Annotated in this window: 11 protein-coding genes; 4 read left to right on the forward strand and 7 right to left on the reverse strand. The window is 43.7% G+C overall.

Features of this window, described 5'->3' with window-relative positions; all coding sequences use genetic code 11:
* Positions 1–16: 16 nt before the first annotated feature.
* Entirely contained in the window at positions 17–2,518 is a 2,502-nt protein-coding gene (locus AAFP14_RS12570; RefSeq protein ID WP_341732632.1) for a serine/threonine-protein kinase, read from the reverse strand.
* A 455-nt stretch (positions 2,519–2,973) separates the two neighbouring features.
* Positions 2,974–3,099 carry a hypothetical protein gene (locus tag AAFP14_RS12575; RefSeq protein ID WP_341732590.1) on the reverse strand — a complete coding sequence of 42 codons (126 nt, stop codon included), beginning with the start codon at positions 3,097–3,099 and terminating at the stop codon, positions 2,974–2,976.
* 4 nt (positions 3,100–3,103) lie between these two features.
* Here AAFP14_RS12575 and AAFP14_RS12580 point away from each other — a divergent pair, with 4 nt between their 5' ends.
* Both AAFP14_RS12580 and AAFP14_RS12585 read left to right on the forward strand, forming a co-directional pair.
* Positions 3,104–4,333 (forward strand): glycosyltransferase family 2 protein, encoded by a 1,230-nt coding sequence (locus tag AAFP14_RS12580; RefSeq protein WP_341732591.1) that lies wholly within the window; start codon positions 3,104–3,106, stop codon positions 4,331–4,333.
* A 141-nt stretch (positions 4,334–4,474) separates the two neighbouring features.
* The gene (locus tag AAFP14_RS12585; protein WP_341732592.1) at positions 4,475–6,046 is read left to right on the forward strand and encodes a matrixin family metalloprotease; all 1,572 of its coding nucleotides are present in this window, start codon (positions 4,475–4,477) and stop codon (positions 6,044–6,046) included.
* 163 nt (positions 6,047–6,209) lie between these two features.
* Here the strand turns inward: AAFP14_RS12585 and AAFP14_RS12590 are convergent, their stop codons facing one another.
* From AAFP14_RS12590 to AAFP14_RS12605, 4 genes are all read right to left on the reverse strand, one after another.
* Positions 6,210–8,483: an FdhF/YdeP family oxidoreductase gene (locus AAFP14_RS12590; protein WP_341732593.1), complete on the reverse strand. Its 2,274-nt coding sequence runs from the start codon at positions 8,481–8,483 to the stop codon at positions 6,210–6,212.
* Between the two features lie 167 nt (positions 8,484–8,650).
* On the reverse strand, positions 8,651–13,843 hold the full coding sequence (locus AAFP14_RS12595) for an nSTAND1 domain-containing NTPase (protein ID WP_341732594.1): 5,193 nt from the start codon (positions 13,841–13,843) through the stop codon (positions 8,651–8,653).
* Positions 13,844–13,881: 38 nt separating this feature from the next.
* Entirely contained in the window at positions 13,882–14,013 is a 132-nt protein-coding gene (locus AAFP14_RS12600; RefSeq protein WP_341732595.1) for a hypothetical protein, read from the reverse strand.
* Between the two features lie 198 nt (positions 14,014–14,211).
* Complete coding sequence (locus AAFP14_RS12605) at positions 14,212–14,568, reverse strand: hypothetical protein (protein WP_341732596.1); 357 nt, start codon at positions 14,566–14,568, stop codon at positions 14,212–14,214.
* Positions 14,569–15,134: 566 nt separating this feature from the next.
* On the opposite strand from AAFP14_RS12605, the gene AAFP14_RS12610 reads away from it, so the two are divergent.
* Positions 15,135–16,496: an aldehyde dehydrogenase gene (locus AAFP14_RS12610; protein WP_341732597.1), complete on the forward strand. Its 1,362-nt coding sequence runs from the start codon at positions 15,135–15,137 to the stop codon at positions 16,494–16,496.
* Between the two features lie 675 nt (positions 16,497–17,171).
* Entirely contained in the window at positions 17,172–17,600 is a 429-nt protein-coding gene (locus AAFP14_RS12615; RefSeq protein WP_341732598.1) for a hypothetical protein, read from the forward strand.
* Positions 17,601–17,670: 70 nt separating this feature from the next.
* On the opposite strand, the gene AAFP14_RS12620 is transcribed toward AAFP14_RS12615, so the two are convergent.
* Entirely contained in the window at positions 17,671–18,402 is a 732-nt protein-coding gene (locus AAFP14_RS12620) for a response regulator transcription factor (protein WP_341732599.1), read from the reverse strand.
* Positions 18,403–18,515 lie beyond the last annotated feature (113 nt).

Consider the following 18,515-nt stretch of genomic DNA (forward strand, 5'->3'; position numbering starts at 1 on the left):
CTATCCCACAGCGTGATTATCTCAGCCACAACCTAATAGTATTATCTTTAGAACCACTAGCAATAGTTTTGCCATCGGGGCTAAAAGTCACCACATAAACCTCATCGGAATGTCCGGTCAAAGTATTCAGCAATTCACCAGTAGCCACATCCCAAATTTTAATAGTTTTATCCTTACTGCCGCTAGCAATAAATTTCCCGTCATGACTGATAGCAACCGATACAATATCATCAGAATGTCCCTTAATAGAACGAATCAACTCCCCGGTTTCCAGATTCCAAACTTTAATACTTTCATCATAAGAACCACTAAATAATGTTTTGCCATCGGGACTAATAGCCACAGTTCTCACCTGGTCTGCATGACCATCAAGAGTCTTGAGCAACCTCCCAGTTACCACATCAACAATTGTAATTTTATTATCCTTAGAAGCACTTACCAAAGTTTTGCCATCGGGACTAAAAGCCACAGAATAAACAAAATCTGTATGGTCTGGCAAAGTATTAATTAGTCGGCCATCTACAGCATCCCAAATCTTGGTTGTCTTATCTCCACTGCCGCTAGCAATTAGTTTACCATCGCGACTAATCGCCACGGACCAAACAGAAGCATTATGGTCAAGACTGCGAATCAATTGCCCTGTTTTCAAATCCCACAGCATCACTCTCCAAAAACCCGTACCAGTTACCAATCGCGAGCCATTTGAGTCAAAAGCAACGGACCAAACCGTGGATGAATCACCCTGAAAAGTACGGAGCGACTTACCTGTAGCTAAATCCCAAATTTGGATAGTTTTATCCTTGGAACCGCTGGCTAATATCAAGCCATCTGGACTAAAAGCCACGGCTCCAACTGCATCGGAATGTTGAGCAAAATTTTTGACTTTGGGGTTTTGCCAGCGGAGGCCTTCTTGGCATTTTTCTTGTAAGTTTTTAGCTGATAAATAGCTAGTGGAAGTGTTAGCAATTTTGGGTATTTCGCCGATGCACTCTTCATAATTGCTTTCTTGATAAAGAGCATTAATTTGATTAACTTGTTGCGAGTCCCTCGCCAGTCGCTGCTGCCATTCTTGCCATTTCAAATAGCCATAAATTCCGCCGATCGCCGCTAAAATAGCAGCCATTGCAGCTCCCGCAAGTAAAGGATTGAATTTGCGAGTTTCCGGCGGGGCAATTGGTGCGGTATTCTTGACCGTCAAGTCAGTTTTTCCGTTTAAATTAAGCGGTGAGTAGGTCCCTTGACTGGGCTGCAAGTTGAGTGGAGAAATAGTTTCCCCAGGGGACTGATTAGACTTGCCGTGTCCTGCTAAGACTGTATAAATTGCCTTATATAATTTCGAGAATAAAGATTTAGGGACGACTAATTCTTCTATGTTTGCCGCATCTTCATCCGTAAGTCCTAAAACTTGCTGCAACCGTTTTAATTCATCGCGAGTTGTCGCCGAAAACGGATATTCTTGCTGCATTGCTTCTTGCAGTGCTTGTTCGTAGCGTTCCCCTTTTTCCCTGTATTTGCGGTAAGGATTTAATACCTCGTCTTCGATGGCTTCTGCTTCTTCTGGTAGCAAATCCAAGCTGACACGCAGTTCGTCTAATATTCGGCGGCCGACAACTGTAATGTCACCGCGACTGCTAGTGCGTCGATCGACTTCTTCGCGATATATGGTGAGTTTGGGAATGCGCGATCGCGAGCGATCGCCTATTTTTCTCAAATCGGCTAAAGCTTCCGACGCCGACTGATATCGTTCCCGAAAATCGTAGCGCACCATATTATCTAAAACATCAGCTAGCCCTTGGGAACAGTTGGCTAAATGCCGCCAAATTATTTCACCTTTATTAGAATTTTTCAAATCTCGCAGTTTCGGCAAATCGTAAGCCGGCACGCCAGTAATCGCTTGGATGCCCATCATTCCCAAAGCATAGATATCGCTATTGAGTTGGGGGTTATATTGAAATTGTTCGATCGGCATATATTCCAGAGTCCCGATCCGCACAGTCACCGGCGCTTGTCGTTGGGCTATATGTATTTCCTTCACCGATCCAAAATCGATCAAAACTAATTTATTGTCGGCATAGCGGCGAATTAAATTGGCTGGTTTGATATCTCGGTGAATTACTCCATGTCCATGTACAAATACCAAAATTTCTAACAGTTCTTTCAGCAAAGAAATCATTTTTTCTTCTGTTAGTGGCTTGCCGGGGACAATCTCTGTGGATAAGGAGTGACCAGCAATAAATGATTCTACTAAGAAAAACTCTTCATTTTCTTCAAAATAAGCAAATAATTGAGGAATTTGGTCATGTAAACCGAGCTTTTCTAGAACTTCTGCTTCTTTTTGGAAAAGACGGCGCGTAGCATTAATTAATTTCGGTTCGCTGCTACCTGGACGCAGGTGCTTGACAAAACACTGAGGTTCACCTGGACGGCGAATATCTTTAGCGAGATAGGTTAGTCCAAATTCTCCTGTTTCTATGACTTCAATGATTTGATAGCGTCCATCTAAAAGTTGGCTCACCATGATAATAACGCAGCCTTTTTTTGGTTGATTTTCGCCAGAAACAGTTTTACTGTTGGGTCGGTTGTAGTCGAGTCTCCATCCCATCCTCTCCCCCTTCCCAAGGGGAGTAAGGGGGTGATGCAACCATGCTCCTATCGGGGGTTCAAGGAGCTAATCCTTCTTGCTTCTTCCTGACTCGGTTCCTGTGCTTCGACTACGGGAGCGGATCGACGCACTCGTTGGATCTTCTTGCTTCAACATCGGCCATACTTTATTTTTTTAACATCTGCAAAGCTTGGTATCCCAAAAAGAAGAAACCCAAAGCACCCACTATCGCTATTCCGTCTGCTAATATATCGACGGTAAGAAATTCACCCATTGCAGTATCCTCTGACAACTGATATCTATCTTCGGTTTTTACCCTCGCTAACCGGGTGATTGGTTTGACCCATGAAGCCCCGTTGAGCGAAAGATGCTCACAAATTATAGCAAGAGCGATCGCCAAAATAACTTTCCGGGCGATCGACTAGCTTTTTGCTGTAATGTTTTTTAGTATTTAAGCAAGTTAACTGCGTGACCGCGACGAAATTTTGAGGTAACATCACTTTGATATTGCTAACCCTGCTGATTTTTTCCCTAATTGTCAGTACAGCCTACACTAAGAATTTACGCCGATCGGTCGAAAACGCACCTCGAACGGGTAAAAGTCCGGCTCAGCAGTCAGCACCCTCTACTGCTCAGTTCCCTAAGTTTTCTGTAATCGTACCAGCATACAACGAAGCCGAGAATATTCGGGATTGCGCGATCGCCATTTTGGAGAGTACACGGCTGTCTGTAGACAACCTAGAAGTTTTGATTGTAGACGATCGCTCCACAGATGACACACTGGCGATCGCCCAAACTCTCCAACAGCAACTTAATGACCCCCGCCTCAAAATATTAGCAGGTCAGCCCCGACCGGCCAACGAATATTGGGCGGGCAAAAACTGGGCCTGCGCCCAAGCTGTCGAGGTAGCAACGGGAGATTTCTTATTATTTATCGATGCTGATGTTCGACTCAAACCCCAGGCGATCGAAACCGCCCTGGAAACCGTCGAAACCGAAAAAATTGACCTACTAACCTGTATGCCCGCTCTGGTTTGTGAGTGTTTCGCCGAATGGTTAGTCCAGCCCTTAATGTTCAATCACCTAGCAGTTTGCTTCGACTTTACCGCCGTCAACGATCCGACAGTGGACAGTGCTTTTGCCGCTGGGCCATTCATGCTATTTAGGCGATCGGCCTACGAAAAAATCGGCGGTCACGAAGCAGTTGCTGGCGAAATTGTCGAAGATGTAGAATTATCCAGACGCATCAAACGTGCGGGTTTAAAGCTAGGACTTTATGCAGGGTCAAATTTGGCATTTGTGCGGATGTATCGGTCTTGGAGCGCCTTGTGGGAAGGCTGGACAAAGAATTTGTATCTGGGTGCTAACCGCAGTTGGGGAATGATGGTTTATATGGCAGCAATTATGTTATTTCTCTATCCAATTCCCTGGATCGGATTATTCATTATTCTCAAAGATCTAATTTCTTTCTTCCATCTTCCATCTTCCATCTTCCATCTTCCATCTTCCATCTTCCTTCTTCCTTCTTTCCTGTTAGCAATAATCGTAATTTGGCAACAGTACAATCTGCGACGTTTAGGTGAACAGATTTCCGACTGTTCCACGAAATACTGGTGGTTGGGAGGTTTGGGAGGAACATTAGTGGCGGCGATCGCGATCGGTTCTGCAATTAAAACCGAAACTGGTTGGGGATGGACTTGGCGAGGTAGACCATTACAAATCAAGAGTTAATAGCGAAATTCAAATCCTTGGTGACCACCGATAAATATGACTTTTATGAAGTCAAAATTATGACTTTTATGAATTGACTCCATCTGTGCTGATTGGATAACATTAATAAATATTCTTTTAGATAGAATTGGAAGCAAGCTCATGTCAGTTTATAATCTGAGCGATTTCACTAATCACAATTCAGATTTGTTGCAACGTTCTTCAAAACATAGCTGTCCCATCTGTGACAGCCGCCCTGAAACCTCAGATGCCAGCGCCGAGCGATCGGCCGCTCAAGCTTTCACCTTCAGCAACTCTAACGATATCGATGCTCTGCTCCACAGCAGCATCATCAATCGCCAACAGCCAGCAAAATGGAACGTTGCTCCCGGTGGCACCCTCACCTACAGTTTTGTGACTGCTGAGAGCGCCAAAAGTTATTTTGCATATAGCACCGAAACTAATATTGAGGAAGTTAACGATCGCATCAAACAGAACGTCCGCCAAATCTTCCGGGACAATTACGCCACAGTCTTGCCACTCAACTTTGTAGAAGTTCCAGACTCCGCCCAAAGCAACATCAGAATTATGTTTTCCGACGGGCCGGGTACTGAGGGCTATGCCTACGGTTATCGTCCGGGTTTGTTGCGCGGTGGCGCCATCCACCTTCAAAAGCTCTATGAAAACGATCCGCAAACAGCTTTTTCCACAGGCCCCGGCAGTTACGGCTACTATACTTTAATTCATGAAATCGGTCACGCCATGGGTTTAAAGCACCCCGGCAACTACAACTTCGGCAGCAATGGAACAGCAAACTCCGCAGACGGTCCCTATCTTCCATTGGACAAGGACAACACCAGAAATACGATCATGTCCTACAATGCCGCATATAAAACATTTAACGACCCCAACGCCGAAAATCCCCGGAGTTTGATGCCTTATGACATTCGGGCCTTGCAGTATCTCTACGGTACCCGCGAAGATTTGAGCGGTGGTGATAATGTTTACGAATTTGACAGCAGTAATTTTAATACCGTTCAAACTATCTGGGACGGCGGTGGTAGTGATACTTTGGACTTTTCGGCACTGCCTGCCAACAATGTTTATCGTTTGGACATGAATCAGGGTAAGTCGCTAACAGCAAAAAGCGCTTTGGCAGATCTCAGCTACTATTTACAACCTTCGCAGTTGCCACCAGGTGCCGATCCCGATCGCATTTATACAACTGAAAACTTTGGCACCTACATTGCTTTTGGCGCAAATATCGAAAATCTGGTGGGTTCGCCGGCAAAGGACGAGGCAGTGGGAAACGAATTAGCTAACAATATTCTAGGCGGTGCGGGGGACGACACGATTACTGGGCTGCGACAAAACGATACTTTGGATGGTGGCGAAGGCAATGACTATGTTTTGGGCAACAAAGGCAGCGATGTGTTAACTGGTGCCGCCGGTGACGATGTGCTCTGGGGCGGTCAGGGGAACGATAGCATTATCAGTGGTTTCGGTCGCGATCGCATTGTGTTACAGCCCGATGGGGGTACAGATACAATTCTTGATTTTGTCGATGGTTTTGACTTCCTGGCCTTGGTTCAAGGTTTGAAATTCGAGCAACTGTCGATCGTACCTTCAGCTAATGGTACTGCAATTACCCTCGGCAGCACCGGACAAGTCTTGGTCGAGTTGCCCGGAACTCCCATAAGTGCGATCGGGAAATTTGATTTTTTAGTTACTTAAAGTATGTTTTTTTGAGCCCCGCTGCTGCAAAAAATCGGAACTCTAATACCATTTTCATAAAGTCCTACTACAGATGTAGTTCAAAGCCCCCCCAAGGCATCGGGGGGGTTGGGGGGGTAGATATGTAGCGCTACTTTATGAAATTGGTATAAGTACGGTGTTTTTACCCGGCCGCATAAACAAAAGCAGGTACGCGCTTATAAGCAGGCGTGCCCGATCGCTTTTCAATCTCCGGGTGAAAAATCACATTAACTTCAGGATAAAACATCAAAGCAGCACCCACACGCACCGCCCCATAAATCACCTCCACATTCTCCATTTTTCCCACATTTCCCTGCACAGTAACCCGCTGATGTTCTTGCAAACCAGCACTTTTTGCATCGGCCGGATTCATCAAAATGCAATTCCGGTGTGGCATTCCCCGATACTTGTCATCAATTTTGTAAACCACAGTATTATGCTGAGAATAGCTGCGCCCCGTCATCAATGCCACAACGATACCCCGCACTGATGGTGATACTCCAAACTCTTGGGCTTCCGGTAGTTTCAGATGAGGTAAAGGCGTGATAAACATCTTCGCTTTACCAGACTCTGTAGGGAATTTAGGTTCGGTAAAAATGCGACCGCCGATGGTAAATTCCTCGTTAGTTTCATCAATCTCTCCAATTTTTTCATAGCCAGGAATAGTTTGAGCAATCAGTTTTCTCACATATTTTGTGTCCTGAAGTTGGCGCCAATCTACGGGATAAGTCCCGTGAATTCTGCTAGCTAATTCTGTTAAAAATGTCACTTCAGGAATCAAATCAGCATCAGTGAGATGAGTTTTTCCCTCATCATTGAAACGCACAAAGTTATTCCCCGATTCCACAGTAGTTTTGTGAGGATTTTCAAATCTATTTAAAACCGGAATCACAATTGTATTGTGTTTAGCCAATCCGTGAAAATGCCCTAAATTTGGTTTAGTGGCGAGGTAAATAATAGTTTCAATTTTACCTAACGCGCGTTTTGCTTGAGTAGAATCTGGATTCGCCCCATACAAATTACCGCCCAGACAAATCAGCGTATCGACTTTCCCTGCATCTGCTGCTTCAATGAGCGATCGCGTTTCGTAGCCCTTAACGCGGCTGAGAGGACGATCCAACAGTTTTTCTAAAGCTTCTTGGATTTCTTTTTTCAGCTTCACAGTCACGCCCATAGAGCCAAATCCTTGGACGTTTGAGTGTCCCCTCACCGGCATTAATCCCGCCCCTTCTTTACCGACATTTCCGGTCATTAAGGCAGTATTGGCAATACTGAAAACATTATCTACACCGTTATCATGTTGGGTAATTCCCATCGCCCAACCAAAGACAACTCGCTTGGAACTACCGATAATTGTAGCCGCAGCTTCAATTTCAGCGCGGGAAACTCCACAAGTTTCAGTAATCGTTTCCCAAGTAGTTTCGCGGGCTTGTTGTACTACTGCTTCCCAGCCTTCTGTGTGGGCTTTTAAATAACTTTCATCCAGCAACCCTTGTTCGATTACAGACTTTTGCATCCCCACAAATAGGGCTGTATCACTGCCGGGAATTGGTTGCAAATATAGAGACGAAATATCAGAACCAGGGATGAGCGATTTCACCGGAAAAGCCGGAGAACCAAACTTGACTAACCCGATTTCCATCATAGGGTTAATCACAATTATTTTACCGCCTTTGTCACGGATTTTAATCAACTCGTTCATCAAGCGGGGATGATTGTAAGCAGAATTAGCACCTGCAAGTACCACGCAATCTGCTTGTTTCAAATTTTCTAGACTCACCACCGAAGTGCGAGTACCAAACATTTCGTTTAACCCGGTGGTTGAAGGAGCATGACACAGATCGGAACAATCTGCTAAATTGTTAGAACCTAGCGATCGCATCATCAATTGCAGCAAAAAAGCGGCCTCATTGGAGGAGCGACCAGAACTATAAGATGCCACTCGTTCCGGGGTTTTTCGCAAAGCATCGGCGGCAATCTCATAAACCTCTTGCCAAGAAATGCGATCGTAATGAGACTTTCCCGCCCGCAAAATCATCGGAAAACCAAGCCTTCCCAGCCTGTCAGCTTCCATGGAAGTTAATTGTTGAAGTTGGGAAATACTCTGGTTTGCAAAGAAGTGACTGGAGACAGCAGGTTTAATTTCTGCTGAAATTGCTTCCACACTTTTCATACAGCGCTGAAGTTTTTCACCCTCTTCGTTGGTAAAGCCTCCTTTCTGGCCACCCGTGCCCCAAGAACAAGACAAACACGCGCTTTTATGCAGCAAAGTTTTCCAAAGTTTTGGGCCTTCCGGTGACAAGGTATGTTCGGCCCAAAACTCAATTACCGGCAAACCGCCACCTATCTCTGGCGTTTCCTGATTTTTCTCGTTGAATGGCGGAACTGGTTGGACATTTTGTGAGTTGGTGTCCATCGGGCTTACCTCGCTGTTGAATTGACTACTGGAATTTTACCGTAAATTTATTACTAGAAAGATTAGCCAATAGATAGATTTATGAGAACTGTGTTCGGTTCCTAAACTCCTTACTAAGAACCATCGCAGGTTGATAGTGAGGACTAAATTCCTCTCGGTAATTTTTACTAATTGTTCTTATTTAAACCTTGATTTCCCAACCCAACACAAAGCTTTTTATCGCCCTCAGTGACATTTTGATTGTTCTTCAAATAATCCCCCAACCAATCACAAGTTTTAGCAATTATCTGATTCAATTCTAAATTTTCCACAGGCCACAGAACCACATTTCTATCCATCGCAAAAGCCAGAGTTTTACTATCAGAACTAAAAGTAACACTAAACATCCGATAGCTAGATTCCAAAGTCTTAGATAGCGTCGCCTTCCGACCATCAAAATTCCATAATTTAAGAGTATTGCCCGCACCAGCAGCCATTAACTTCCCGTCCGGGCTGAAACTAACATTTTCCACACTATCGCTGTGGTTATATTTTTCGGCTAAAACTGCTTTTTTCCCATCAAAATTCCACAAGTAAACTTTTTGATCTGCACAACCCGTAGCAATGGTTTTTCCATCAGGACTGAAAGTAACATCCTTAACACTATTGTCGTGGTCCAGAGTAGTCAGCAATTTGGCCGACATACCATTAATTTGCCACAGGTAAACTTTCTTGGTTGCTGCAACTTTTAAAGGATTTTTTTTCGGCTCTGGCTTGTCATTTGTCAGCGCAGCAATGGTTTTACCATCGGGACTGAAACTTACTCTCACTACCTGATTCATGTGGTCTAGTTTGGCGATCGCAGTTGCCCGACCATTCTGCCAACGCCAGAGGTACAATTTATTATCATCGCTTCCCGTGGCAATTATTTTGCCATCAGGACTAAAACTCACGCTGTTAACAATGTCGCCGTGTGGGAGAGTATCTAACAGTTTCCCATCTATACTCCATACTTTCACTGTTTTGTCATCGCTGGCCGAAGCAATGGTGCGATTGTCCGGCGCAATACTCACCCAATTAACAGAATTTTCGTGACCTACTAAGCTTCTCAACAAACTACCATTAGCCAGCCAAAGTTTCACAGTTTTGTCTCTGCTAGCAGAAGCAATTATTTTGCCATCTGAACTCAAACTAACTTTATTCACCCAGTCACCGTGCCCAGCCAAAATTTGATTCAAAGGAGTATTGTTCGGTTTCCAACTTTTAACCATTTGGTCTTTGCTTGCCGAAACAATAGTGCCATCGCGACTGAAAGTTACTGCCCTCACGTCATCTTGATGCCCTCGAAAAGTGTTCAACAAAGTGCCGCTACGACTCCAAACTTTCAGAGTGTTATCCGCACTGCCACTGACAATCTTGTTGCCATCGCGACTAAAACTCGCACTCACCACTTCTTCGTTGTGTCCTTTAATCGTCTTAATTTCCTTTCCTTCTCGATTCCAAATTTTGACTGTGGTGTCCGCACTTGCCGAGACTATTTCTTTACCATTAGGACTAAAATTGACACTGTAAACAATCTCAGAATGCTTATTTAAATTTTTGGGTATAGTTTTAAATTTATCACTTTTAGCTTCTTTGTCCCAAAGTTTGATAGTTTTGTCCGCACTTGCGGAAGCAATTGTGTCGCCGTCGGGACTGAATCTGACACCAAGTACCAAGTCTTTGTGTCCGGTTAAAGTTTGTAGCAATTTTTTGCTGGAGATGTTCCAGATTTTGATAGTATTGTCGTAACTACCGGAAGCGATGGTTTTACCGTAGGGACTGAAACTGACGCTGGTAATTATATCTTTGTGACCTTCTAAAGTGGCGATCGGACTTTTATTATTATCTAACTGCCAAATTCTAATTTTGCCATCGCCACAACCCGTAGCGAGGGTTTTGCCATCGGGACTAAAAGTAACACTCGTGACACCATCGCTGTGATTAAAAGTATTTAATAACTTACCTTCTTTGCTCCACAATTTAACCGTTTTGTCCGCACTGGCCGAAGCAACTTTATTGCCATCAGGACTGACACTCACATCCAAAACAAAGTTGGTGTGCTGCTCAAAACTATTGTATTCTTGCACCCCAGAAACTGCTCGTCTGAGTCTTTCTGCAATCTGGTTTTTAGTATCCAAAGGTAAGGCTGTACTATTGACAGAATCTTTGGCAATTTTCAGACTGGTTCCCAAGATTCCCATTTGGTCTTTTTCATTAGAAAGCACGAGAGCACGGGAACCCGAATCTAGGGCATCAGTCCGAGCTTTTTCAGCCTGTTGTCGCGCTTCGTCTCCTACTTTTGTTTGATAAAGCGCTAGGCCAGAAAGACCAGTTAATCCCACCACTCCCACCACTGCTAATCGCAGTTGCCATTTGCGATTTTCGTAGAGTTTTGCTTCAGCTTCATGTTGTTTTTCTTTAGCTTGACGCTGTTTGTCTCTGGATTCTGAAAGCAGGGCATTTAGTTCTTTTTCCTTGCGGAGTTGTTCGATGACATCTCTATTAATTTTGTGCTGCTTTCGTAGTTCCTCAAATTCAGCTTTTTTATCTAATTCCTGCTGCTGGCGGATGAAACCAACTAAATAGTCGTGAACTAGCTGATAAAGCTCGGCTGGCAGTTCTGTCCAACGAAAAATTAAACCAGATTTTACCAACAATTCTAAGACTAAATCTAATTTATCAGCTTCTTCAAAAGTGGCTAAATCTAAGGCTAGTTCGGCACGAGTTTTCAGAGGACGGATATCATCTTCATCCGTGAGCAAGTACAAAACTCTACGGGCTGCTCCTTCATTTTCTGGACCACAGTCTTGGATGACTTCTTCGAGAAATTTGGCGACTAATTTTTGTTTAGGATTATTGCCTAGTTCCTGATATTTAGTTAAGGTGGTAATGCCATCTTGTTGGAGTTGAGCACCGACAACTTGTAGTTCTATGGGGCGAACTTCTCCCAAATTTCCTGCTAAATCTTTGACCAGTTCTTCGATTAATTTTGGTTCCAAATAAAACTGAGCACGTTGAGTTAAACTCCCAATAATCGCGGTAGCATCTGCTAAGGAAAAATTGCCTAGATAAAACAAAATATCTTTGCTGAGAATGTCACTTAAAATGTCATTGGTGATGATTTGTTGATTGCTTTTGGGTCGGCAAAATTCTAGCATATAATGCAAATAGTCTTCCCGTAAAGATAGGATCACTTTTAAGTATTTGATTTTTAAGCATTCCCGCAAGAACTCAAAAAATATTTCCCTTTCTGCTTGTTCTTTCCACACAAAGAAAAATTCTTCAAATTGGTCAAATATGAGAACTGTGACTAGATGTTCTGCATTTATTTGCAATTCTTTGATGATTTTGTCGTATTCTATAGTCTGTTTTTTGAGGATTACTTCTACAGGCTGTTCGGGAACGATTTTCTCTTCGGTAGGGCGATTTTCATGAGGATTTAATATAGCCATTAAAGTGTCATTGGTTTCCCTGGTTTCACCTTCCGATGCGACTTCGATTGAACCTAGCCTATCTTCGGCAATTACTCGCTCGAATATTTCTGATTTGCTAGCAGATAACTGTCTGGTCAATTCCCGCGGCCAATTATTGTAAACTTGTAGCAATACTGGTAAAACAGTGCGGTTTTCTATCTTTTTTTGTTTCAGCGCTGGTACTAATCCCCCCGTGACCATGGAACTTTTACCAACTCCCGATTGACCGTAAATTACTGTTATTTTGTTTTGGGCGCTGTTCATCCTACCTATCAAACGGTTGAGGTCTTGTTCTCTGCCGGAAGCAGTAATTTCATCAGCAATTGTAGTATTGACGTCAACAGTTTCTGTGGTGGGATTAATTGCTTGTCTGTGGGGCTGCAACTTTCCTGCACCAATAAAAGCTCGAAAACGATAGGTATGTTCGATCGATCGATAATCTTGCTTAACTTGAAATGCTTCGAGATATTCTCCTCGTTGAAAATAAACCGATCGCAGCAGTTCTAACACTCGCAAATACAACTGCGGGTTGTAGCAAGGAGGGGTTTGGGCTCGCGCCATTTCTAGATGTGCGATCGCCTGTTCAATTTCACCAATTTCCTTCTCTGCTTCTGCTAAAATTAACAGGTACAAGCCTTGATGCTGGGACTTTAACGAGGTTCCTTGTCCAGCGGTATCTAAATTGGAGTTCAGAACCTCTAGAGCCACTAAAGCCCATTCCTTAGCCCCTTGCCAATTTTTCTGCTCTAAGGCTACCTTAGCCAAAAAACCATAATCTTGAGCTAAATTAACTGCTGAATTTTCCATATTTTGATGTAACCTCCGAGCTTTGATAGCTAAATTCCAGAGTGCATCCCAATCTTCTAAATACTGCAATACTTCGCCTAATTGATTGATAAATTTACCAACAGTATCGTGCTGTCCGACTCTTTCTAAAACCTCAATAGATTCTTGAAAATAATTTTTAGCTTCTGTCCAGTAAGGACGGTTGCCTTTACGATGCTGTTCTGCTTGAAATCGGTAACAAAGTCCGATGTGAAAGAGCAGAATTCCCTCTAATACGGGTGCTGGGTGAATCGTAAATAACAAGTTACTAAATTCTGTTTGATGACCAATTAATCCTACTTGATACTTCCAAAAATTGAGACTTTTTTGATATAATGCAATGGCAGTATCGATGCGCTGACAAGCATATTCGTTGCGAGCGCGCAGAAATTGTAAACTAGCTTCAATCGCTGGTTCCAAGCGGATATCGGAAGCTTCCAAATCTTTCCGGGCTGACTCTAATTCAGTCAAGGCACCAGTACCCAGAAGGGCAGAATTAGTTAAACGCCAATTGCCATTTTCTAAAATACCCGAAAAAATGCGATCGGCACTTTTTCCTAAAAAGTCTACTAACTCATCGGGCCGAAGTACAAATTCAATAGTTGTCGTCCAACTTTCAATATCTGTGACTAAGCGAATCAGTTTTTTTAAAATTTTGTCTGTAACCCACAGTACCACCGGAAAGGGAAAGTTATTGCGAAATTCTTCCCTGACATAGTTGGTAGAAGTCAGCACTTTATCGATCGCATTTACCGACTCTAGTCCAAACACCATCAAAGCCTGGGGCTGGCTACCAGCAAGTTCTGCTTCTATGGTAGTGTAAAGAGTTTTTACAGATGCCGGGAGAAAAATTTCTCGCAGATCCACTGCACAAGCTTGGTGCAATTGTCTGACAATTTGCTCTCGGAGAAAACCGTAATTGCAGCGCACCAAAGTCAGAGAAAATTGCCCCTGAGACATTTTGAGAGTGCGGGCGAGAGTTTGCAGCGCATTTTTGTTTTCCAGCCCTGGTGTATCTTCTTGGTAGTGTGAATTAATCATATTAAATATAGAAAAAATATTTGAATAATCCGTTGGTATTAACCACCTAGAAATAGAGAAATCGGTTGGACAGTTCTCTGCTTCCCAAAAATCGTCAAATACAAATCTCCTCTAATTTCTGTGGGATAGCCATCCTTCCAGCCCTCGATCGCCTTTTTTGGAGATGTCACATAGCCGATGATTGTTTCAGTCCAGCGAAAAAATACATACCCTGAAAAAATCCTTTCTCTGCTCTTAGCACATTTAGATAAAAATACACCAAAAATTTGGGAAAAAATTTACAATTACTGCATCAAATTGTACCACTTTGGTGGGGTAGGCATCTTGCCAGCCCAAGACTTATATTTCTGGAAATAACTATGGATGGATTAGCAGAGTCCTGAAATACGACAACTCCGGCTGGATCTACCCCTAGCTGCACTGATATAAAGCTTTGGTTCTGGGGAAGTAATTTCTGATTTAACAGGAGATTCCTTAATTTGGGTGATCGGCATATTCCCATCTTCAGAAAAATTAGGTGAGTCCCAATTTTCGCTTTCTTCAACGGCGATGAATTGTGAATCCAAATTCTCCGAATTCATCCCATCACCACCAACCAAAACTGGTTTGATTGGAGTTCCAGTCATAGCACTAATACTAGCCAAACATTGAGTTGTCTGTGCCATGAGCAAAATAGGGATTGCTACTAAGGCACTTATAGTTTGTCGCGTCGTCATGTTTTTCATAATGTTATCCTCTATATAAACTGAGTAGGGCAGTTGTCCTCGCTGAACCTAAGTCGCTACTTTGATAGGTGCTGTCATTAATTGATAGTGCTTCTGGTTGAGAAAACCAAGGGGCCTACCTGTGACACTTAATCAAAGGTTTGCTTAGGCGATCGCCAAGAGTCAACTGTACTGCTTCCTATTACTAAGTAAAAACTCTTAAACAGTAAGGTTTTTTAGCCAACTGCGGACCTAGGCAGAAACCCGCTTTTTTAAGATAATTTCGCTATTTTAGCCTCATCGCCCTCATGCTGAACCTGGTGTCACAGATTCGTCGCCCTCACTCTTGTCAGTAATTTCCGAGCTTTTGGGAGTATCCCTGTCCCATGCCAAGCTGTTACACTGGTGACATTGACACATACTCACAGCAAGCAGAAGTGTTACCACAAACACAATACCCATGTCAACCCTTTTATTTTAACATTAATCTCAAATCCCTGGACTTTCCGGGAAATACGATCGCACTTTAGCTGTCATCGCCTATTTTCGGAAATGCTTTAACACTTTATAAACAAGGAGGACAAAAGATGTTAGTTAGCGATATGCTCCAGCAACAGCGACAATTTTTTGCGACGGGGAAAACTAAAGATGTGGATTTTCGGCTGGAACAATTGCATAAACTTAAAAGCGCCATCCAACTTAATCAATCACGAATAGTGGATGCTGTCCATGCTGACCTAAATCGGCCGGAATTCGAGGCTTACTTTGAAATCGCATCCATTGCCGAAGTTAATTATGCCATCAAAAATCTGAAATCTTGGGTAAAGCCCAGAAAAGTGCCAACTTCGATCGACCAATTCCCAGCCTCAGCCCGCATTTTTCCCGAACCTTTAGGCGTAGTTTTAATCATCGGGCCTTGGAACTATCCCTTTCAGTTAATGATATCACCCTTAGTAGGGGCGATCGCCGCGGGCAACTGTACTATCCTCAAACCATCAGAAATCGCCTCACATACCTCAGCAGTTGTTGCTGACATGATTGCTAAAACCTTCGATCCAGCTTATATAGCAGCCATCGAAGGTGGTGTGGAAATTAGCCAACAATTGCTAGCTGAAAAATTCGACCATATCTTCTTTACCGGAGGTACAAAAATTGGCAAAGTCGTGATGGAAGCCGCCGCCAAACACCTAACTCCCGTCACCTTAGAATTAGGTGGCAAAAGTCCTTGCATTGTAGACTCAGATGTGCAGATAGAACACACCGCAAAACGGATTGCTTGGGGCAAATTCATCAATGCTGGTCAAACCTGTATCGCTCCAGATTACCTGTTAGTCGATCGCAAAATTAAGCCAGCTTTAATGCCAGCAATCAAAGCATCGATTCTTGAATTATACGGCAACGATCCCCAAACAAGTCCAGACTATTGCAGAATTATCAATCAGCGGCAATTAGAACGTTTGAGTGCCTTCGTCAAAGACGGAGAAATTCTCATCGGCGGGGAAGTTAAGCCGGAAGATAGATATATTGCACCGACGGTTTTAGATAAAGTTTCCTGGGATTCCCCCGTGATGGAAGATGAGATTTTCGGGCCGATTTTACCAGTGTTGGAGTATGATGATTTATCAGAGGCGATCGCCCAAATCAACGCCCGCCCCAAACCTTTAGCTTTATATTTCTTTTCCAAGGATAAGCAGAAACAAGAACGAGTTCTGCGGGAAACTTCTTCTGGGGGAGTTTGTATCAACGACACAGTAATGCAAGTGGGAGTAACAACCTTACCCTTTGGCGGAGTTGGAGAAAGCGGCATCGGGAGCTATCACGGAAAAGCAAGTTTTGATACTTTTTCCCATTACAAAAGCGTGCTGCAAAAGTCTTTTTGGCTGGACTTGAAATGGCGCTACGCTCCTTATAAGGGTAAGTTAGATTTGATTAAAAAAGTGATTGGTTGAAATGATATAAACGGAGGAGACGGCACTGCCCATTGGTGTCAACTTAATCCTGAAAATCTTGAGAAATCTCGCTGTTAACTGAGTCTCGATCCCCCTAAATCCCCCTTAAGAAGCAGGGCGGTTTCATTCTCCAAAAAACGAGGGCTTTGTAGGGGTAGTGGATGGTGCGTGCCTACCCAGGGCTGTTTCATTCTCAGGAAAACGATGATTTTGTAGGGGTAGTGGATGGTGCGTGCCTACCCTCTTCGTCCACGATTTTGTATGTGTTTGGTGAGATTGGGGCGGGCACTCACAGGCACCGCCCCTACAAGAGAATGAAACAGCCCTGCGTGCCTACCCCCCCCACCAACCATTTTCCGTCATTTCAGAGATTGGGGCAGCCACGGGGGGCTGCCCCTACAAGAGAATGAAACAGCCCTGGGGGCACGGCCCCTACAGAGAATGAAACCGCCCTGCCCCCTAACCCCCCCTTATCAAGGGGAGGGACAAGACTACTGTTGTATTCTTTTTTAAAATTGGTATTAGTCTGTGCGATTGCTTCATTCCTGGCAATGACATGACGATCGGGACTGATGCAGGGAGATGGAAAAAAAGGCTCTGGCGCGTAAATTCAGCTTTACAACCAAACTCTCAATGTATTAAAATTTCTATTCAAAATCTGGTTGTGAGTATTATATGAAAAATATTTTATCACTTTTGACAGGAATGGCGATCGGCTCTGTATCTCTTGCTGCTTTCATTCCACCTACCTACCTGCTGCGAGTAGAAACAGTCAAACAGGGAATGTTAAGGGTGACTAATATTTCCAATCAGCGCATTTATATCAAAAACTTTGTCCTTCATAATCACAAAGTTAATGAATTTGGCAAACGAACCGGAGAAGTCGAGAAAATAAGTATTAGCGTAGAATCATCGCTCCATCCAGGGGAAAGCACCTTAGAACAAACTGCCGATGCACCAAGGCGGACTACCGCAAATACCGAATTATTGCGGTGGAATGATGGCAAAAAAAATCACCGCCAAGGATTGCTCGTATGTTTCATTAATGACTTCAATCACAATGTTTACGTAACTCCTAACGGACAATTGCCCTGTCCCAAATAATCCTATTCATGCTTTCAGGAAAAACCGAGGCGATCGCCAATTAATTCCCAACATCAAATCAGCCAGCAAATTAAGAAATCACCACCCTAGATAGCGGTGAATTCCATTCATTCGCATTTAACAATTCCAAATTCAGCCGATAGCCAACATTCCGCACAGTTTGAATCAGACTCGGCTGTCGCGGATCGATTTCGATTTTTTTGCGCAAAGACAGTACATGAGTGTCAATGGTGCGCGGGTTGTCAATAGCATCGGGCCAAGCTCTGCGCAGTAAGTCCGATCGCGACAGAGGGACTCCTCCAGCTTGAGCCAGCACGTACAACAGGCTAAATTCCTGGGGAGTGAGTTCGATATGTTGTTCGTACAAACGGACTCGGCGTTGCACCAAATCAATTTTGAGCAGCCCACACTCCAGGGTAGCCGGCGGTATCATCGTGCGGTTGCGACGCATCAAAGCTTCTACCCGCGCCATAAATTCTTGCATCCCAAAAGGTTTGGTGAGGTAATCGTCAGCCCCCGACTTCAAACCTTCAACAATATCCGCTTCAGAATTCCGGGCTGACAGCATTAAAATCAGCGACTGCTGCTGTTTTTGTAGCCATCGGCAAAATTCCAAACCGTCTCCATCTGGCAATTCTGCATCAAGAATTACTAGGGATGGCTGTTGGCTGAAAAATATTTCCCTAGCATGATTGATATCCGCTGATTGATGCACCCAGTGACCGACTTGCTGTAGATGCCAGCCCAAGAGCGATCGCAGGTGCGGATTCCCTTCAACAATTGAAATACTAAGACATCCCACAGCAGCGAGCTTCCAATATCATTAATTGCTACCAGGTTAACAGAGCTTTTGTCAAGGTTTTGTAACCATAGCTACCCAAATATTAGCTTCCAAACCTATGAGCAAATATAGAT

This window comes from Microcoleus sp. EPA2 (assembly GCA_020882975.1).
Lineage (GTDB): Bacteria > Cyanobacteriota > Cyanobacteriia > Cyanobacteriales > Microcoleaceae > Microcoleus.